Raw genomic sequence first — 19,339 nt, forward strand, 5'->3', positions numbered from 1 at the left:
CCTCCTAAAATTCTTCCGCAAGCGGCAAATAAACGGTAAAAGTCGTCCCTATGCCGACTTCGCTTGTTACTTCGACATCGCCATGATGCGCTTCAATGATATGTTTAACAATCGACAGCCCTAATCCCGTACCACCCGAATTTCGGCTGCGGGCGCGGTCAACCCGGTAAAAACGCTCAAACAATCGGCCAATTTCAGAAGCTTCGATCCCGATTCCCTGATCCACCACTTCCACGACGGCCATATTTCCTTCGCTATAGAGCTTTAATGACACCAAGGTATTTTCCTGTGAATAGGTGGCGGCATTGATCAATAAATTGACGATTACTTGAATGAGCCGGTTGCCATCTCCTTTAACTGCGATCGGTTTCAAGTTCAACTCAAGACCGATATCCTTTTCTGCGAGTTTCGGATGCACCGTTTCGATCGCCCTTTCGATGACTGCTTTCATATCTGTCGGTTCGAGTTCAATATGAAAAGCAGAACGTTCCATATTCGACAGGTTCAGCAAATCATTGATCAGCATTTCCAAACGATTGCTTTCTGTCTGGATGATCTCTAAAAATGACAATAAGGTATCCTTATCCTGATAAGCCCCGTCCAATAAGGTTTCAGAAAAACCTTTAATCGATGTAACAGGCGTGCGTAACTCATGGGAGACATTCGCCACAAAATCTTTGCGCACTTGCTCCAATTTTTTCAACTCGGTAATATCGTGAAAGACGATGACCACACCGAGCCATCGCTCATGCTCACCGATAACCGGCGCCCCATATACATCCAGGTTTTTCATTTTCATCCCGTCGGCAAACTCGATTTGATCGCGTGATCGATTTTCCGTCATAAATACGGTTTCGATGAAGGATTTCAACTCCGGTGCAATATTGATTTCTCGGTACAAACTGCCAAGGACCGTTTCACTGCTCAAAGTTGTTTCTTCCAGAAACGCCCGGTTGACCAATGAGATCGTCCCTTGACGGTCAATCATGACCAGTGCACTTCCCATATTCTCAATGAGTGTTTTCAATCGCTCCTGCTCCATTTGGCGAACAGTGGAGACTTCTTGCAAATTACGGGCCAGTACGTTGATCGTTTTGTTTAATTCCAGGCTGCCCTGGGCATCGGATTCATAGGCGCGTGCACGATAATTCCCTTTTACCAATTCCACTGCGGTTGCTGTCGCATTCTCTATCGGTTCCACTTGCAGACGAATGATGCGGTTGCCAATAACCGCTGATGCGCCAAAGCCAATGAGAAAGACCAGTCCCATCGCCACCCACACAGCAGACTTGTTTCCTTCCTCCGCGTACAAAGGAAGGAACTGAAGAACGATCAAATAAAGACCCACAAGCAGCGTACCGATCCATAGTAACAAGGAAAGCAACAAGCGGCGACGGAAGGTCATGTATTTTTCGGCTCCTCGAATTTATAACCCAATCCCCGGATCGTTTTAATAAATATCGGTTTGCGAGTATTGACTTCTATTTTTTCGCGCAGATGGCTGACGTGGACATCGACAATTCGCGTATCTCCAGCAAAATCGTACTTCCAGACCGCACTCAATAATTGATCGCGAGTCAATACTCTATTTTTGTTTTCCACCAAATAGACAAGCAGTTCGAATTCTTTTGGCGTAAACTCCAATTGCTTGTCATCCAAAAACACTTCGAAGCGTTCCGGGAAAATCTGCAATTTGCCAAATTCGTATGTGGCAGCCCCTTCCTGCTGAATGACAGGACTGGTTTCTGCCCTGCGCAGTACCGCCTTGATGCGGGCCACCACTTCACGTGGGCTAAACGGCTTCGTCATGTAATCATCTGCACCAAGCTCTAGGCCGAGAACTTTATCGAATTCATCGCCTTTTGCCGTTAACATGATAATTGGCGTATTCACTTTCTGCTGGCGCAGCGATTTGCATACTTCCACACCATCCATCGATGGCAACATCAAATCGAGAACAATCAGTTCAGGGTTTTCGCTCATCGCAAGCTCATAGCCCTGTTTTCCGTCATTCGCTATGATTGTTTCATACCCAGCTTGCACCAAATTATAAGATAACAGCGTCGCAATCGAATGTTCATCTTCAATAATCAAAAGTTTCTTCGGCATTTTACATCCTCCACACTCAATTTGGAACCCCCATTCCAAATCGCTTTAGAAATTCTCCATCGCCTGCGTCGTCAATTTACTTGATGTCTTCGGCGGCTGTGCCACAATTTTCCCTTCAATGCAAATTGCACCTTCTTCATCCGTGCCTTCTACGCGAATCGTCGCCAGATTAGCTCTTACGTCCACATCCACGACTTCCAAAAGAAAATCGACAGTGGCATAATGGTAGACCGGTTTTTTGAATACCAATTGCTGTTCACAAATATACGAACCTGGTCCTGGCATATACTTGGATACTGCAGATGTGACGATACCCGTCAGCATGATGTTTGGCACTACTGGCTTTTCGAAACTAGTAGTTGAAGCAAAGTCGTGCTGGATATACAACGGATTTCCATCGTTTGTAAGGCCAAGATACAAGAGCAAATCCTTGTCTTCAATCTTTTCCGTCAACTTCAATTTCTCGCCAACTGTAATGTCTTCAATCTTTCTGCCTAATTTACGTTTTTTCCCGAGTAACACGGGCGTTCCCTCCCCTAAGTGGTTCATATCCTTATAGTATCAATTTCATGAGTACAAGTGCAAGCTCGCTTGCTGTGGCAGCAGGTGAATAAAGTTTTCAACAAGCTAATTCTATGTATGAAAAAAGCCAGGCAGCTTATTCTGCCTGGCCCTTAAATTACGCCAATATGTCCATGACTGCTTTTACTGAAGCAGCGGACTTGTCGAGCGCCCGTTTTTCTTCTTCATTCAACTCGATTTCAATAATCTTTTCAATTCCAGATGCACCGAGCACTGCCGGGACGCCCAGATAAATTCCATCCATGCCGTATTCCCCTTGAAGATAGGCGATTGACGGCAAGACGCGTTTTTGGTCCAGGATGATCGCTTCCGCCATTTCCACTAAAGAAGCAGCAGGGGCATAATAAGCCGAGCCGTTGCCTAGCAGGTTGACGATTTCTGCCCCGCCTTTACGAGTTCGCTCGACAATTTCATTAAGACGTTCTTTCGGAATCAAGCTTTCGAGCGGCACACCTCCAGCGGAAGAATAACGAACGAGCGGCACCATATCATCCCCGTGCCCACCCAGTACAAAGCCTGTAATGTCTTTAACAGAAAGATTGAGTTCTTGCGCAACAAAGCTTCGGAAGCGTGCAGAGTCCAGTACACCTGACTGTCCGATAACGCGTTCTTTCGGGAATCCGGATTCCTTGAAAACAGTGTATGTCATTGCATCTACCGGGTTCGTCAGCACAACGATTGTCGCTTCTGGTGAATGCTCGACAATTTCTTTGGTGACGGACTTCATGACTTTTTGATTGGTCTGTACTAAATCATCACGGCTCATGCCTGGCTTTCTTGCCACGCCCGCTGTAATGATGACCAGGTCAGAATCTTTCGTATCCCCATAATCCGAAGTTCCAGTAATGTGCGCATCGAAGTTCAAAACAGGTGCTGCTTCTGCCATATCCAGCGCTTTTCCCTTAGCCGGATTTTCCATGGCGGGAATGTCAACAATGACCACATCCCCTAATTCCTTTTGCGCCAGCAAAAATGCTGTCGTTGCGCCAGTAAATCCAGAACCGATAACTGAAATCTTTTTCCGTTTGAATGTCATGCAAAACTCCCCTTTCCATCGGATGATACAACAAAGAGGAAGCAAAAGCCTCCTCTTTCATCTTACATGTTTTTAATTAGTTCATCAGCGAATGCAGATGTTTTCACTTCTGTCGCTCCGTCCATTAGACGGGCGAAGTCATAAGTGACGACTTTAGACGCAATTGTTTTCTCCATTGAATCGGAGATCAATTTCGCAGCTTCAGTCCATCCAAGGTGCTCAAGCATCAAGACGCCTGAAAGGATAACAGAAGACGGGTTTACTTTATCAAGGCCAGCGTATTTCGGAGCAGTACCGTGAGTCGCTTCGAAGATAGCGTGTCCTGTGTCATAGTTGATATTCGCGCCTGGCGCGATTCCGATGCCGCCGACTTGCGCAGCAAGTGCATCAGAGATGTAGTCGCCGTTCAAGTTCATTGTTGCAACAACGTCGAACTCGCTCGGGCGTGTAAGGATTTGCTGAAGGAAGATGTCAGCGATGGAATCTTTAACAAGGATTTTGCCTGAAGCCAAAGCGTCTTCTTGTGCTTTGTTCGCAGCATCTGTTCCTTTTTCGTCTTTGATTGCATCGTATTCGTTCCAAGTGAAGACTTTATCGCCGAACTCTTGCTCAGCCACTTCATAGCCCCAGTTTTTGAAAGCTCCTTCAGTGAACTTCATGATGTTCCCTTTGTGGACAAGTGTCACAGAGTCGCGGCCTTCAGTCAACGCGTAGTTGATTGCAGCGCGTACTAGACGTTTAGTGCCTTCTTCAGAAATTGGTTTGATACCGATACCTGATGATTCAGGGAAGCGGATGTTTTTAACGCCCATTTCGTCTGTAAGGAATGAGATCAATTTTTTCACTTCGTCGCTGCCGTTAGCGTATTCGATACCCGCATAAATATCTTCAGTGTTTTCACGGAAGATGACCATGTCTGTATCTTCTGGACGTTTAACTGGTGAAGGCACGCCTTCGAAATAACGCACTGGACGCAAGCAAGTGTATAAGTCTAGTTCTTGGCGAAGTGCTACGTTCAATGAACGGATACCGCCGCCGATTGGCGTAGTAAGTGGTCCTTTGATAGCGATCAAGTATTCGCGGATAACGTTAAGCGTTTCTTCTGGAAGCCATTCGCCAGTTTCGTCGAATGCTTTTTGGCCAGCCAAAACTTCTTTCCAAACGATTGATTTTTCGCCGTTATAAGCTTTGTTTACCGACTCTTCAAGTACGCGCGAAGCTGCGTTCCAGATGTCCGGTCCAGTTCCGTCACCGATAATGTATGGAATAACTGCATTGTTAGGGACGTTCAAGACGCCATTTTCTACTGAGATTTTTTCACCGTTCGTCATGTGTAAGTTCCTCCTGATTTCAAAGTCATGGGGCTGCACAATGTGTCAGCCCCATCAAATTTTATTGTATTGCCAAAATTAACGTTCTTCAACCGGCACGTAAGTTTGCATGCCTGGCCCGATGTATTCCGCGCGCGGGCGGATTAGACGGTTGTTTGAGTATTGCTCCAAAATGTGTGCAAGCCAGCCCGATGCACGGGATACTGCAAAGATCGGCGTGAACAAATCATGTTCGATGTTCAAGGAATGGTAAACCGAAGCCGAGTAGAAATCGACGTTTGGTGGAAGCGGTTTAGCGCTTGTCACCAATTCCTCGATTTTCACGGACATGTCATACCATTTCGATTCGCCGCGAAGCTCCGTGAGTTTTTTCGACATTTCGCGCAAATGCTTCGCACGCGGGTCGCCTTGTTGGTAGACACGGTGGCCGAAGCCCATGATTTTTTCTTTGTTCGCCAATTTTTCGTTGATGACTGGCTCGACATTATCGACAGAACCGATTTCTGTCAACATCTTCATCACTTGCTCGTTAGCGCCGCCGTGAAGTGGGCCTTTCAAAGCACCAATCGCTGCTGTCACGCCCGAATAGACGTCAGACAATGTTGCGACTGCAACACGCGCTGTGAACGTTGAAGCGTTCAATTCGTGGTCCGCATGAAGTACAAGCGCTTTATTGAATGCTTCGACTTCGATGTCTTTTGGCTCTTCGCCAGACAACATGTACAGGAAGTTCGCTGCAAAGCTGTAATCCGTTTTCGGCTGGATCGGTTCTTTGCCGGCGCGAATGCGGCCGAATGCCGTCACGAGCGTCGAGATCTTCGCCTGGATTTTGATCGCTTTGCGGTAGTTCGCTGCTTCTTCCATTACTTCCGCTTCTTCGTCGAAGAGGCCAAGCATGGAAACCGCTGTACGGAGTGCCGCCATCGGGTGAACGTTTTTAATGTCGTATGTCTTGAAGTGGTCGAGTACCGCTTGCGGCACCGCCATGTTGTCAGCAAGCTGTTGCTTGAGCTCTGCGAGTTCGTTTGCTTTTGGCAAACGTTGATGCCAAAGCAGGTAGATCACTTCTTCGAAGCTGGCGTTGTCCGCCAGATCGTCGATATTGTAGCCGACGTATGTAAGGGTATCGTCGATGATCGAACTGATCGCCGATTGAGTTGCGACTACACCTTCTAAACCTTTTGATGATGTCATGTAAATCTCTCCTTCTAGAATCTACTTCATCATTCCAAAAAAAAAACAGAATAATGAGCCATCTGCTTTCATGCACTTTTCCGTAAATGGACTTACCTAGTCATTATAATCAACTTTGTAGAATTTGTGAATGAAAACGATTGGTAAAATTTAAAACCTCTTGCTTTTTTGATGAATGAACCCGGTATTATCCAACGATAATCCGGGTATTTTTCATCTTTTTCTGCAGCATCCGATAAACCAACGGCTTGTATAGCTTTTGTGTCGGGGTGAACAATAAACTAAACCCGACTGCATCCGAAATAAATCCAGGCGTCAGCAGCAATGTGCCGCCGACTAGGATAAAGGCTGCACCAATCAAGCGGTCTCCCGGAGGCTGCATTTGGTTCATGCTCGATTGGATGTCGCGGATCGCTTTTAAGCCTTGGCGTTTCGCCAAGAAAGCCCCGAGCAAACCAGTCGCCAAAATTAAGGCCAGTGTCCAGAAGAAACCAATCTGCCCGCCTGCCCAGATTAAAATCGCAAGCTCAAGAGTCGGTACGATTATCAATGCTAAAAAGATCCACTTCATCATAGTCAATCGACCTCCAAATTTTCGTTACAGAACGCTTGCGTGCCCGTGGTAAATGACACCTGCATCTGCATCAATCGTAATTTCCTGTCCAGACTCCACTTTTGTCATCGCCTCTTTAACGCCGACGATAACGGGAATTCCAAGGCTCAAGCCAACAACTGCTGCGTGGCTGGTCAATCCGCCTTCTTCCGTTACAATTCCTGCACAATTATTGATGGCATCCATCATATCGCGATCCGTACCGTAAGTGACAATGATTTTGCCTTCCGTGTCGACCGCTAAAGCTTCTTCAGCGTTGCGAACGACGACCGCTTCTCCAAAACCGACGTTTTTGCCAATGCCTTGACCTTTCGCCAAGATGTCACCAATCACTCGCAACTTCATCAAATTGGTTGTGCCAGCTTCACCGACTGGTACGCCCGCTGTAATGATGACTAGGTCGCCATGTTTGATCAATCCATGCTTAAGCGCTTCTTCCACTGCGACTTCGAGCATTTGATCCGTCGATTCAACGCGTGTTCCGACAATCGGTTGAACGCCCCAGATCAAGGTCAGTTTACGCGCTGTGCGAGTCGTGGATGTCACTGCAATGACTGGAGAACCTGGGCGGTACTTGGAGATCATTTTTGCCGTATGGCCACTTTCAGTCGGCGCCAGAATTGCTTGAACACGCAGGTTAAGAGCTGTGTAAGCGACCGCTTGACCAATCGCTTCTGTCATATTCGATTCTTTTTCCTTACGGCGGTTGGAAACGATTTGTTTGTGGTTTAGCGCAGCTTCTGTCGTTTCAGCGATACGGTGCATCGTCTCAACTGACTCGACCGGGTAAAGCCCTGCTGCGGTTTCGCCTGACAACATGATGGCATCAGTGCCGTCAAAGATGGCATTGGCTACATCACTTGCTTCTGCGCGAGTCGGGCGCGGGTTGCGTTGCATGGAGTCCAGCATCTGTGTCGCTGTAATGACCGGCTTTCCTGCACTATTGCATTTATTGATCATCGATTTTTGGACGATCGGCACTTCTTCCGCAGGAATTTCTACCCCAAGGTCTCCACGCGCCACCATTAGGCCGTCTGAAACGACGAGGATTTCATCCAAGTTATCGACGCCTTCCTGGTTTTCGATTTTCGGAATGATTTGGATATGCGATCCGCCATTTTTTTCCAACAAGCTACGGATTTCCATTACATCTGAACGTCTGCGGACGAAAGATGCAGCGACAAAGTCGACATCCTGCTCGATACCGAACAATAAATCAGCTGCGTCTTTTTCAGTAATTCCCGGTAATTGTACCGAAACTCCTGGAACGTTAACGCCTTTTTTCGTTTTTAACGTGCCGGCATTTTCAACGATTGTATGAATTTGGCCTTGCTCTTTATCGATGCTCGTAACGCGCAATTCGATCAAGCCATCATCCAACAATATTGTAGATCCTTCATGTACGTCTTCAATCAATTTGTCGTATGTGATTGAAAACATTTCTTTTGTGCCCAACACTTCTGTCATGGAAATCGTGATTTCCTGGTCGGTGTCGAGTTCAATGGAATCATTCTCCATTTTATGCGTTCTAATTTCCGGCCCCTTTGTATCGAGGAGAATCCCGACTGTAATACCCGTTTTTTCAGAAGCTTCGCGAATGCGTTTGATGCGCAAGGCATGCTCTTCATGGTCACCGTGCGAGAAGTTCAAGCGCGCAACATTCATGCCCGCCTTCATCAATTGTTCTAATACTTCCGGCGATTCACTTGCCGGCCCGATTGTGCAGACGATTTTCGTTTTTCTCAATAGACTCACTCCATTTAACTATTTAAATTGATAACTCTTTAGAAAGTTCATACAAGCTCATATCGGCATCATGATCTTTTTCGAATGCCGTTGTCATATCATAGTCTACCACCTGATGATTTTTCATGCCAATCGCCAGGCCGCCTTTTCCTTCAAGCAACACTTCTACAGCCCGTGCTCCGAACAAGCTTCCAAGCACACGGTCGCGGGCAGTTGGTGTACCGCCGCGTTGGATATGGCCAAGAACAGAGACGCGCGTTTCCACATTGGTCTTGCCAGCGATTAGCTTGGCCAATTCCCCGCCGCTCATGACGCCTTCAGCAACGATGATAATACTGTGTTTCTTACCGCGCTTACGGCCGCTTTCTAGGCGTTCAAGCGTATCTTCTAGGTCAAATGGCGCTTCCGGGATAAGAATGGTCTCAGCACCGCCCGCAAGCCCTGCCCACACAGCTAAATCGCCGGCATCTCTGCCCATTACTTCGATAATGAATGTCCGCTCGTGGCTGGTCGCCGTGTCGCGGATCTTATCGATCGCTTCAATGACGGTATTTAACGCTGTGTCAAAACCGATTGTATAATCCGTTCCGGGAATATCGTTGTCGATTGTCCCAGGAACCCCGATGCTCGGGAACCCTCTTTTAGTCAAGGCCATCGCCCCGCGGTATGAACCATCTCCGCCAATGACCACAAGACCTTCGATGCCGTTTTTCTTCATCTGTTCGATTGCCTTTAATTGTCCTTCTTCAGTGCGGAACTCATCACAGCGGGCAGAATACAGTTTTGTGCCTCCGCGCTGGATAATATCACCGACGTCCCCTGCTTGCAGGTCTTTGATATCTCCATTAATCAAGCCTTGGTAACCATAATAGACGCCAGCCACTTCAACGCCATGGAAAATACCTTTTCGGACAACTGCGCGAACCGCAGCGTTCATCCCCGGCGAATCGCCGCCACTTGTCAATACACCAATCTTTTTCATCAAAAACGCCTCCTGCACTTCCTTTTTACTTTATTCACCTTACCACGCAGGGCCTGAGCTGTCAGTCCATAACTTCTGTTCTTCTTGCGTTTTTTGTTAAATTGCGAAAAATAAAAAGACCGCATTACGCGGCCTGAGTATTATTCAGAGAAAACTCCGATCGCCCGGAATTTTTCGTAGCGTTGTTCAATCAGTTGCTGAGGACTCAAACCACCCAGTTCCGTTAAGGAATGGCGGATCGCGCCGCTGATTAGCTGTGCTTGTCGAGCCGTATCGTGATGCGCCCCTCCGCGCACTTCGGGAATCATGTGCTCGATGATGCCCATCTCCAATAGATCAGGTGCTGTTATTTTCATCGCTTCTGCAGCCGTTTTCGCAAGTGCCGAATCTTTCCACAAAATCGATGCTGCCCCTTCCGGTGAAATGACCGAGAAAGTCGAATTTTCAAGCATCAAGATCTGGTTGCCAACGCCAAGCGCAAGTGCCCCACCGCTTCCGCCTTCTCCGATAACAATTGACAGCACTGGCACTTCAAGGCCTGCCATTTCGACCAAATTGCGGGCGATGGCTTCACTTTGGCCACGCTCTTCAGCAGCTCTGCCCGGATATGCACCTTTCGTATCGATCAGGCAAATGACTGGGCGTCCAAATTTTTCTGCTTGCTTCATCAAGCGCAGTGCTTTTCGGTAGCCTTCTGGATGAGGCATCCCGAAATTGCGACGGACATTTTCTTTCGTGTCCTTGCCGCGCTGATGGCCGATGATGGTTACAGCTTGCCCTTCAAAACTGCCGATACCGCCGATGATTGCCTCATCGTCTCCGTAGACACGATCTCCGTGCAGCTCAATGAAATCATTGAATACAAGTGGCAAATAATCCAAAGTCGTCGGACGTTCCGGATGGCGCGCCACTTGAACACGATCCCAAGGTTTCATGTTTTCATAGATTTCTTCCTCGAGTTTTGCAAAGCGCTCTTCTAGGGAAGTGATTTCTGAACTGAGATCAACATCTGCTGTTTTCGTGTATTCCTTCAGCTCAGAAATCTTTTTTCTTAATTCAATTAAAGGTTCTTCAAACGCCATTGTCTTCATTTTCTTTTTAGACATTGGATACAGCTCCTTTCACATGCAGTTTCACAATGGTCGATAATGTCTCACGCATTTTCGACCGATGTACGACCGCATCCAGCTGCCCATGAGCCAGTAAAAATTCTGCTGTTTGGAAGTCTTCCGGCAATTTTTCACGGACCGTTTGTTCGATGACGCGGCGTCCTGCAAAGCCGATCAATGCCTTCGGTTCCGCCAAATTGATGTCGCCGACAGATGCAAAACTCGCGGACACGCCGCCAGTTGTCGGATGCGTCAAAATCGACACAAACAACAAGCCCTCGTTCGAATGGCGTTTAAGTGCGACACTTGTTTTTGCCATTTGCATAAGCGACAACACGCCTTCTTGCATACGCGCCCCGCCACTCGCCGTAAAGATTAAAAATGGCACTTTTAATTTGGTGGCCAATTCCACCGCACGGGTGATTTTTTCGCCTACTACCGAGCCCATCGAGCCCATGCGAAAATGTGAATCCATAACAGCCACGACCACTTGCTGTCCTTTAATCGCCCCTGTTCCTGTTAATACAGCTTCGTTCAAACCGGTCTTTTCGCAGTCCGCTTGAACTTTTTCGCTGTATCCCGGGAAATTTAACGGATTTTCAGATTTCAAGTGGTCGTCTACCGATTCAAAGCTCGCTTCGTCCAATAGATGAACAATCCGTTCGCGCGCCGTCATCTTGAAATGATGATCACATTTCGGGCATACTTTCCCCAAATTCTCCAACTCTTTAGTTAAAGTGATGTGTTTGCAGTTCGGACATTTGGTCATCAAGCCTTCAGGCACGTCTTTAGCCGCTTTAGACGGGATAGTAGCCTCTTTTTCATCTCGTTTTCGCTTGAATATATCTCTTATCATTGCCATTACGCATTCTCTCCTTTAATTAAGACGCTGCTCCAAGTTTTGAATTCGCGGATGGCTGTTTGGCCATCCTGTTGTTCAATGGCCAGCAGGATGTTCTTCAATAAGGCTTTTTCTTCAAGGCTTGCTTCGCCGTCGTAAGGATTGCCCCCGTACTGCTTCAATAAGAACCAAATTTTCAGCGATAACCGGTTGCCGGACAATACCATTAACTCGCGAACGAAATCTTCCCTAATGAATTCATGCCCGTCGAGCCGCTCGCGCAAACTCTGCCAGACCGGTAGTTTCCAAGCTTCACTTGAACAAATGGCCTGGATTGCCGCAGTTTCATGAATACACATCGTTTCCCGTATATCTTCTAGGGTTTTTGTATCTTGCAAGATGAATGTGGCCAATAATTCAACGAGCCGATGTTTCCCGGGATCGGTCAAAAATGTCCCTTCCCCGCGACGGGTTTCGATAAGCCCGAGCAATTCCAAGCTTCGGAGCGCCTCGCGGATCGTCGAACGGCCGACTGCCAGCTTTTCAGCTAACTCCCGTTCTGATGGAATCCGATCACCCGGACGAATATTCTGTTCCCGAATCATGTCCCGCATTTCACTTACAATATTTAAATAACGCTTTGGTTGAGTCATGAAAACTCCTTTTGTTTCCATTTTTTTGAAAGTGGTCTGACCACTAATCCTTCTATACCTTACAAAAAAATTCCGCTGCCGTAAAGAAAAAACTGCATTTCTTTTTAAGAAATGCAGTCCAAGCTGTCCAAAAATCAGAAAATCGTATTTTCCGAAGCTTATCGTACGACTCCGTGGGCTCGCGCCCAAGCCTCCTCAGCCGCTTCGCGTCTTGCGGGGTCTCGGTCGTCTCGCTTTACCACTGGAGTCGAGCGAACACTTCTCCAAATACTTAGAGAGTTCGTTGATTTTTTATTGTCGAATAGTCTCCCGCTCTTTTCATTAATTGAGGATAATAGACTTCTTCAACACTCTGAGACTACCTTTCTTTTTAAGAAATGAAGTCCAATGTCGATTATTTTATACGCATGTGATTCATCCTGTACCTTCATACGATGTTTTTGCAGATGATGGTCGTCTTGCCTTGGCGGGTTTCTGCTGTTCCTTGGATTTCTAGCAAGGCATCTTTATCCAACATTTCGTTGTATTGTGCATACTCTTTTGGGAACAGCGTAACCGATGCGACGCCGGTTTCGTCCTGTAAGGTTACAAAAGCCATCGCGTCGCCTTTTTTCGTACGGATGCGCCGCACATCTTCTACCAGACCGAGCACTTCCACGCGCTCACGGTCCTTTTTCTTTGGCATGTCGTTGAGCGCTGTATACGTCTTGTTACGCTGTTCTTTTTCACGTTCAACAGGATGGGTACTCAAATAAAAGCCGAGTGCTTCTTTTTCAAAATCGAGTTTGAGTCCGTCTGGCATCGGTTCTGCTTTCGTGTATTTCGGTTTCATAAAGCTAGACCCCATTTCATCGAACAAACCGGGGTCTTCATTTGGCTTAACCAGTTCCGCATGCTTGATTGCGCTGTCTAGGGATGCCAGCAGCACAGCGCGGTCTTTGCCAAGCTCATCCAATGCGCCTGCTTTGATCAATGGCTCTAACGCTTTGCGAGTGAAATGCACAGCCGATATGCGTTCGGCAATATTGAAAAGACTTTCAAAAGGTCCATTTTTTCTTGCTGCAAGAATCGCTTTCACTGCCGTGCCAGGAACGCCTTTTACGGTGCTCAGCCCCGCACGGACTTGTTGGGCCTCCGATGAAAATCCATATCGGCTGTTTCGTATGCAAGGCGCCGCAAGGGCAATTCCGCGATCTTTCATTTCCCGCATGAACTGAGCTGTTTTCTCATTATTGCCTTGGCTGTTCGATAATAGGGCAGCATAAAACTGCACAGGATAATGGGCTTTCATATACGCCAGTTGATAGGAAATCATGCTATAAGCGACCGCATGGCTTTTCGGGAAGCCGTAATCGGCAAATCGCACGATCAAATCGTAAACATCTCCCGCTTCTTTAGCGGTATAGCCTTTCGCAGTAGCACCGCCAACAAAATGCTCACGCTCTTCGTCAAGAATTTGGCGACTTTTTTTACTGACAGCTCGGCGCAATAGATCGGCTTCGCCTAAACTAAAGCCCGCCATGTCAGCAGCAATTTTCATGATTTGCTCCTGATAGACGATGACGCCATATGTTTCCGATAAAATCGGCTCTAGCACCGGATGAATATAGGTGACCGCTTCTTCTCCATGCTTGCGCCGCGCATAAAGCGGGATAAATTCCATCGGGCCTGGGCGGTACAAGGCATTAACCGCGACAATATCCCCAAATGCGTTCGGTTTAATGAGCATCAATGCACGCCTCATCCCTGGTGATTCCAGCTGGAAAATGCCCGCTGTATCGCCTTTGGCCAATAAGCTAAAGCTTGCTTGATCGTCGAACGGCAAGTTTCGGTAATCCATTGTCATGTTTCGGTCGCGTTTTAGCATATGCGCCATGTTTTCCAAAATGGTTAAATTGCGCAACCCAAGAAAATCCATTTTCAATAAGCCGATCGCTTCAAGTTCCTGCATCGGCCATTGGGTAATGAAAATACCGTCATTGCCTTTTTCAATCGGTACGTAATTCACTAACGGGCCTGGGCTCAAAATGACGCCTGCCGCATGAATAGAAGAGTTGCGGGGAAGGCCTTCCAGCCGAAGCGCAGTTTTGAACCAACGTTCACGGGTTTCATTGCCGATAATCCATTCTTCCAGCGCTTTTGATTCGCGAAGTGCTTCGCGCAAAGTGATGCCTGGACGGCTCGGGATAAGTTTCGAAATTTTCTCAAGTTCTTCAGCCTCGAACCCGAACACCCTCGCTGTATCTCTTGCAACCGCTTTTGCTGACAATGTTCCGAAAGTAATGATTTGCGCCGTTTGCAAGGCGCCATATTTTTTCGCAACATATTCGACGACCTCATGGCGGCGGTGATCTGCGAAATCAATATCGATATCCGGCAAAGTGACACGCTCTGGATTCAAGAACCGTTCGAATAACAAACCGTGTGCAAGCGGGTCGACGTCCGTAATGCGCAGTGCAAAGGCCACGAGTGAACCGGCCGAAGATCCACGGCCCGGCCCGGTCAAGATGCCTTTTTTTCTGGCAAAGGCCATAAAATCGGACACGATGAGAAAGTAATCGATATAGCCCATGGACGAAATGACGCCCAGTTCGTAATCGAGCCTGTCCGAATAAGTTTGTTCCAATTTCCCGACACGTTCCTGTAAGCCCTTCAAGCAAAGCGAACGGATGACCTCATGTGTATCGCTACCTTCTTTCACCGGATATTTTGGCAGCAATTGTCGATTCAAGGAGATGGTGACACGGCAGTTCATGAGCAACGCACGGCTTTGCTCCAGCCATTCCGGATGGTCTGAAAACCATTCCGCCCATTGGCTTTTCGTTGGCACAAAAGCTGATGAATGCTCAGGTTTTGCCCGGTCGGGATCGCTAAGCTTAAAGCCGTCGCCGATTGCACTTGCTACTTCATAAGCGAAAGCATCTTGCTCTTTGACATAGCGGCATTCATGGCTCGCCATGAATTGTAGCCCAAAAGATGAACAGCTGTCGATAAATGCGCTTTCGGTTTCTTTGATCATGCCACCAGGCCGCTCGATACTGGCAATCAAGCGCTCCCCAAATAAACGCGATAGAATGCCGAACGCTTCACTACGATCTGTCAACACCCACATGGCATGATCGGGAATGACACAGAATAAACCTTCCTGATAGGCAGCTAGCCATTTTTGCGGGATTGCTTCCACATCACGCGTTGCTAACGCACTGCTTAGTTTTAACAACATATGGTAGCCAGTGTTGTTCTGTGCATAAAGCACAACAGGCAGCGCGGCACCATCAAAATCAACGGGCACGGAAAGGCCGAGCACCCCGTGGATGCCGGCCTTTTTGCATGCGTCCCAAAAAGGAAGAACGCCGTATAATTTAGAATTGACCAGAGCTGCCGCACCTGCGCCTTGTTCAGTGAGAACTGCGAACAATTCTTCAAGGCGAATCGTGCTTTGGAGCGGATCAGCCGCCGTCACGATATGCGGATAGACCATTTCAACACCTTCTTTCCTTATGCCTTCGCGCAAATTTCCTCCAGGCGCCCGATGACCCGGTCGGCCTCATCCCAAGAATATGCAACGGCTCCAGAGGCCATCGGGTGCCCCCCGCCTCCAAATTCTTTTGCGAGCGTATTGATAACGGGTCCTTTAGAACGCAGCCGAACCCGAATTTCAGTATCTTCTTCTATTAGGATGACCCAAGCTCTAATGCCTTTCACATTGCCGAGAGAGCCGACCAATAATGAGGTGTCGGTTGCCGTTACGTCGAATTTCGCCAAAATATCTCGTGTGATTTTCACAAACGCCGCACCGTTCTCATTCATTTGGAAATTTTGATACATATATCCTTGTAAATGAAGCAATTTACGATCCATTTCGTACATGCCGTTATGGAGCTGATTGCGATCAAAATCAAATTTAATCAACTCGCCGGCCACGTCGAATGTTTTCTGGGTAGTACTCGGAAACAAGAAACGCCCAGTATCGCCAATTATTCCAGCATAGAGCAGTCTTGCCCCTTTATCGGGCATGGTCCAATTTCCTTCCGCTTGCCCACACGCAAACAATTCGTAAATCATTTCAGAAGAAGAGCTGGCTTTGGTATCAACATAACAAATATCCCCATAATTATCATCATTTGGATGATGGTCGATTTTCACCAATTTCGCTCCCTTTAGATAACGCTGATCGTCGATGCGGTCTGTATTGGCCGTGTCTGTAACGATGACCAACGCCCCTTCAAAATCTGCGTCCTCGACTGTATCGGGAAAATCAAGGAAATCCATGGTGTAATCATGCTCTCCCGCCGCAAGAACGCGCTTGTCCGGGAAATTATGGCTGATTATGTATTTCAAGCCGATTTGGGAACCGTATGCATCGGGGTCTGGTCGTACATGGCGGTGAATGATGATGGTATCGAATTGTTTAATTGTGTCGATGATTTGACTATACATTGCTTTAATCCTCCAGTAGGCAGGGAAATCCATTCGCATTTTCAGATCATCCCCATTACAATGGAAATAGATTTGCATAACAGGAGGTTCCCCATGCTTATATTTATATTTTTGATTATCGTTTCAGCTGTATTTTATCTTTACTATAAAACGAAACAAATCCGCACACGTCTGCCGGTGCGTAAAAACTGGTATGCTAGCCGCGCCCAAATTGCACTCGGCAGTTTTATTGCCTTTTTCGGCGTCAACCAGCTGTTTATCTTCCAAACTGCTGTCACTTATATCATCGCAGGAATCTTCATCGTCCTAGGCTTGGTGCTGATTGTTCATAATTACAAGGCCAACCGCCATTACCAGGCATTTCTAGACGAAGAAACCCGCTTGAACCCATAAAACAGCCCCTCCCATGTGGAGAGGTTTTTTTTTGGCGTTTTTCACTTCTTCTGTATGAAGACAGCAATCTTTAACGGTCGAGCAATTGGAATGTCAACATCGATTTGCCGATTACTTGCTGATCGTAAAACACTTCAACATCAACTTTTGCCGACTTTCGGCTAATGTCCAAAATTGTCGGCCGGATGATCAATGCGGCGTCCAACTGCACCGGCTTCAGGAAATAGACTGTCATGTTTTCTAGCACGCTGTCTTTACGGTTTTTCGTCTTAAGTGCTGTCGCCGCCGCTTCTGTCAGCACCATCGTATAAGCCCCATAAGACAAAGAGCCGTACGCATTGGTCATTTGAGGCGTGACACGGAATTCAAGGCTGAGCCGGTCTTCTTGTACCAGGTTTAATTGGCTTTTGATAATATCATCGATCGTTTCGCCTTGCTGCGGCTGGCGCTGGGCTGTTTGAATCGCTTTCAACACATCTTGTCGGCTGATGATGCCCATCAAATTGTGATGGTCGTCTGTAATCGGCAATAAGTCGATGCCTTCCCAAATCATCCGGTGGCCTGCCGCTGCGACACTCGTCTGCAGTGAAACGGTAATCGGATCTTTGGTCATCACTCTGTCAATCGCTTCCGTATCAGATGCACCGATAACGTCGCGTGAAGTGACGATTCCGACCAGCCTGCCGCTGCTGTCGACGACGGGAAATCCACCATGCGTCGTTTCGTTATTCAGTTCATTATAGCGACTGATCGGATCCTTGACGTGCAGAAAATGTGTATTTTCAAGCGGAATCAAAATATCTTCAATGAGCAAAATCTCTTTTTTGATTAATTGATCATAAATCGCCCGGTTAATCATCGTCGCCACAGTAAATGTATCGTAACTCGTGGAGATTACCGGCAGTTCCAGTTCGTCGGCGAGCTTCTTCACTTGGTCCGAGGCGTCAAAGCCTCCGGTGACAAGAACCGCAGCTCCTGCTTGCAGGGCATACTCATGAGCTTTGTAGCGATTGCCGACAATCAGCAAATTGCCCGCTTCTGTATAGCGCATCATGTCTTCAAGCTGCATCGCACCGATGACAAATTTATTGAGCGATTTATGGAGCCCTGCCCGTCCCCCAAGCACTTGGCCATCGACGACTTTGACGATTTCCGCATACGTCAATCGCTCGATGTTCTCTTTTTTCTTGCGCTCGATGCGAATGGTGCCGACCCGTTCGATCGTTGACACCAATCGTTTGTTTTCCGCTTCTTTAATGGCCCGGTAAGCGGTGCCTTCTGAAACTTGAAGCTCTTTGGCAATCCGGCGAACGGAGATTTTCTCCCCTACAGCCAAAGTCTCGATATAGTCCAAAATCTGTTCGTGTTTCGTTGCCATGGTTTCACCATTCTTTCTGCTATCCTCTACTCCCTAGTTTATCATAATCCAAAGGGAAGTCGACAACACTCCAGGAGCAGCGCGAGCGACTCTGGTCTCACCCATCAAAAAAAAAACGGGCAAAAGGAATACTTCTCCCTTTTGCCCGTTTGCATACGGTGTTGTTCCTTATAACTCGATGCTGTCTCCAGGCTCCATAATTTGGACTTCCGCCTGCTTAACTGCTTGCTTGAATTGTTCCGGGTCTTGCTTGATCGGTGGGAAAGTATTGTAATGGATCGGCACCGCCGTCTTCGGATTGATCAGCTCGACTGCATAAGCCGCATCCTCCGGTCCCATCGTGAAGAAATCGCCGATCGGCACAAATGCCAAATCGATTGAATGGCGCTTGCCGATGATTTCCATATCGCCGAAAACTTCTGTATCCCCGGCGTGATAGACGGTCTTGCCTTCCGCTTCAAAAAGAATTCCAGCTGGCATACCGCCGTAAATGACTTCCCCCTCATCTGTTGTATAAGACGAGCTGTGGAACGCTTTTGTGTATTTCACTTTCCCGAATTCGAACTCTTTGGCACCGCCAAGGTTCATGCCGACCGCATCCAAGCCTTGCCCACTTAAATAATTCGCTAGCTCGACGGGTGCAACGACGACAGCCCCGCAGGCTTTAGCGATTTCAACGGTGTCACCGACATGGTCATTATGCGCATGCGTCAACAGGATCGCATCCGGCTTTTCTTCATTTGCAATCAGGTCTGTCAATTCGTTGCCGTTAATGAATGGATCGATGAGAATCGTTTTGCCGCCTGTGTGGATTTTCACCACCGAATGTCCGTGAAATGAAATTTTCATATTATCCCTCCAATAGAGTTTTGACTCTTGGCTTTCTGCTGTTTTATACCCTGAATTTTGATATGCTACACATGAAGGGGAGG

17 protein-coding genes are annotated in these 19,339 nt (G+C 47.5%); 1 reads left to right on the top strand and 16 read right to left on the bottom strand.

Annotated elements, in window-relative coordinates:
* Positions 1-4 precede the first annotated feature (4 nt).
* The 14 genes from pnpS to AY633_RS11725 form a co-directional block, all read right to left on the bottom strand.
* A complete protein-coding gene (pnpS, locus tag AY633_RS11660; protein ID WP_068488499.1) occupies positions 5-1,405 on the bottom strand; it encodes a two-component system histidine kinase PnpS in 1,401 nt (466 codons plus the stop codon).
* Positions 1,402-2,109 carry a response regulator transcription factor gene (locus AY633_RS11665; protein ID WP_068488500.1) on the bottom strand — a complete coding sequence of 236 codons (708 nt, stop codon included), beginning with the start codon at positions 2,107-2,109 and terminating at the stop codon, positions 1,402-1,404. Before AY633_RS11665 ends, pnpS begins: the two co-directional genes overlap by 4 nt.
* Positions 2,110-2,154: 45 nt before the next feature.
* Positions 2,155-2,631, bottom strand: a complete 477-nt coding sequence (locus tag AY633_RS11670) for a MaoC/PaaZ C-terminal domain-containing protein (protein ID WP_068461675.1) — start codon at positions 2,629-2,631, stop codon at positions 2,155-2,157.
* A 157-nt stretch (positions 2,632-2,788) separates the two neighbouring features.
* On the bottom strand, positions 2,789-3,727 hold the full coding sequence (gene mdh, locus AY633_RS11675; RefSeq protein WP_068488501.1) for a malate dehydrogenase: 939 nt from the start codon (positions 3,725-3,727) through the stop codon (positions 2,789-2,791).
* A gap of 62 nt (positions 3,728-3,789) precedes the next feature.
* On the bottom strand, positions 3,790-5,058 hold the full coding sequence (icd, locus tag AY633_RS11680; protein ID WP_068488502.1) for an NADP-dependent isocitrate dehydrogenase: 1,269 nt from the start codon (positions 5,056-5,058) through the stop codon (positions 3,790-3,792).
* Positions 5,059-5,136: 78 nt separating this feature from the next.
* Entirely contained in the window at positions 5,137-6,252 is a 1,116-nt protein-coding gene (gene citZ / locus AY633_RS11685; protein ID WP_068488503.1) for a citrate synthase, read from the bottom strand.
* A gap of 187 nt (positions 6,253-6,439) precedes the next feature.
* Positions 6,440-6,826 (bottom strand): FxsA family protein, encoded by a 387-nt coding sequence (locus AY633_RS11690; protein ID WP_068488504.1) that lies wholly within the window; start codon positions 6,824-6,826, stop codon positions 6,440-6,442.
* A 24-nt stretch (positions 6,827-6,850) separates the two neighbouring features.
* A complete protein-coding gene (gene pyk, locus AY633_RS11695; protein WP_068488505.1) occupies positions 6,851-8,611 on the bottom strand; it encodes a pyruvate kinase in 1,761 nt (586 codons plus the stop codon).
* A gap of 22 nt (positions 8,612-8,633) precedes the next feature.
* Positions 8,634-9,593 carry a 6-phosphofructokinase gene (pfkA, locus tag AY633_RS11700; protein WP_068488506.1) on the bottom strand — a complete coding sequence of 320 codons (960 nt, stop codon included), beginning with the start codon at positions 9,591-9,593 and terminating at the stop codon, positions 8,634-8,636.
* Positions 9,594-9,733: 140 nt separating this feature from the next.
* Positions 9,734-10,699 carry an acetyl-CoA carboxylase carboxyltransferase subunit alpha gene (locus AY633_RS11705; protein ID WP_068488507.1) on the bottom strand — a complete coding sequence of 322 codons (966 nt, stop codon included), beginning with the start codon at positions 10,697-10,699 and terminating at the stop codon, positions 9,734-9,736.
* Entirely contained in the window at positions 10,692-11,564 is an 873-nt protein-coding gene (accD, locus tag AY633_RS11710) for an acetyl-CoA carboxylase, carboxyltransferase subunit beta (RefSeq protein WP_068488508.1), read from the bottom strand. Before accD ends, AY633_RS11705 begins: the two co-directional genes overlap by 8 nt.
* Positions 11,564-12,196 carry a FadR/GntR family transcriptional regulator gene (locus tag AY633_RS11715; protein ID WP_186008771.1) on the bottom strand — a complete coding sequence of 211 codons (633 nt, stop codon included), beginning with the start codon at positions 12,194-12,196 and terminating at the stop codon, positions 11,564-11,566. The genes accD and AY633_RS11715 overlap by 1 nt, the downstream gene beginning before the upstream one ends.
* Positions 12,197-12,623: 427 nt before the next feature.
* Positions 12,624-15,677: a DNA polymerase III subunit alpha gene (gene dnaE, locus AY633_RS11720; RefSeq protein ID WP_068488509.1), complete on the bottom strand. Its 3,054-nt coding sequence runs from the start codon at positions 15,675-15,677 to the stop codon at positions 12,624-12,626.
* A 17-nt stretch (positions 15,678-15,694) separates the two neighbouring features.
* Entirely contained in the window at positions 15,695-16,636 is a 942-nt protein-coding gene (locus AY633_RS11725; RefSeq protein ID WP_068488510.1) for a DHH family phosphoesterase, read from the bottom strand.
* Positions 16,637-16,729: 93 nt separating this feature from the next.
* Here AY633_RS11725 and AY633_RS11730 point away from each other — a divergent pair, with 93 nt between their 5' ends.
* A complete protein-coding gene (locus AY633_RS11730; protein ID WP_068488511.1) occupies positions 16,730-17,029 on the top strand; it encodes a YtpI family protein in 300 nt (99 codons plus the stop codon).
* Between the two features lie 70 nt (positions 17,030-17,099).
* Here AY633_RS11730 and AY633_RS11735 read toward each other — a convergent pair whose 3' ends face one another.
* The gene (locus AY633_RS11735) at positions 17,100-18,407 is read right to left on the bottom strand and encodes a DRTGG domain-containing protein (protein ID WP_068488512.1); all 1,308 of its coding nucleotides are present in this window, start codon (positions 18,405-18,407) and stop codon (positions 17,100-17,102) included.
* A gap of 168 nt (positions 18,408-18,575) precedes the next feature.
* A complete protein-coding gene (locus AY633_RS11740; RefSeq protein WP_068488513.1) occupies positions 18,576-19,256 on the bottom strand; it encodes a metal-dependent hydrolase in 681 nt (226 codons plus the stop codon).
* Between the last annotated feature and the right edge of the window lie 83 nt (positions 19,257-19,339).

It is taken from the genome of Planococcus maritimus, from assembly GCF_001592825.1.
GTDB classification, from domain to species: Bacteria; Bacillota; Bacilli; order Bacillales_A; family Planococcaceae; genus Planococcus; species Planococcus maritimus_C.

Coding starts and splice junctions, on each gene's coding strand:
- dnaE (WP_068488509.1), bottom strand. CDS start 15,677: ATGGTCTATCCGCATATCGTGACGGCGGCTGATCCGCTCCAAAGCACG.
- icd (WP_068488502.1), bottom strand. CDS start 5,058: ATGACGAACGGTGAAAAAATCTCAGTAGAAAATGGCGTCTTGAACGTC.
- AY633_RS11715 (WP_186008771.1), bottom strand. CDS start 12,196: ATGACTCAACCAAAGCGTTATTTAAATATTGTAAGTGAAATGCGGGAC.
- AY633_RS11725 (WP_068488510.1), bottom strand. CDS start 16,636: ATGTATAGTCAAATCATCGACACAATTAAACAATTCGATACCATCATC.
- AY633_RS11705 (WP_068488507.1), bottom strand. CDS start 10,699: ATGTCTAAAAAGAAAATGAAGACAATGGCGTTTGAAGAACCTTTAATT.
- AY633_RS11740 (WP_068488513.1), bottom strand. CDS start 19,256: ATGAAAATTTCATTTCACGGACATTCGGTGGTGAAAATCCACACAGGC.
- accD (WP_068488508.1), bottom strand. CDS start 11,564: ATGGCAATGATAAGAGATATATTCAAGCGAAAACGAGATGAAAAAGAG.
- pnpS (WP_068488499.1), bottom strand. CDS start 1,405: ATGACCTTCCGTCGCCGCTTGTTGCTTTCCTTGTTACTATGGATCGGT.
- pfkA (WP_068488506.1), bottom strand. CDS start 9,593: ATGAAAAAGATTGGTGTATTGACAAGTGGCGGCGATTCGCCGGGGATG.
- citZ (WP_068488503.1), bottom strand. CDS start 6,252: ATGACATCATCAAAAGGTTTAGAAGGTGTAGTCGCAACTCAATCGGCG.
- mdh (WP_068488501.1), bottom strand. CDS start 3,727: ATGACATTCAAACGGAAAAAGATTTCAGTTATCGGTTCTGGATTTACT.
- AY633_RS11735 (WP_068488512.1), bottom strand. CDS start 18,407: ATGGCAACGAAACACGAACAGATTTTGGACTATATCGAGACTTTGGCT.
- AY633_RS11690 (WP_068488504.1), bottom strand. CDS start 6,826: ATGATGAAGTGGATCTTTTTAGCATTGATAATCGTACCGACTCTTGAG.
- AY633_RS11730 (WP_068488511.1), top strand. CDS start 16,730: ATGCTTATATTTATATTTTTGATTATCGTTTCAGCTGTATTTTATCTT.
- AY633_RS11665 (WP_068488500.1), bottom strand. CDS start 2,109: ATGCCGAAGAAACTTTTGATTATTGAAGATGAACATTCGATTGCGACG.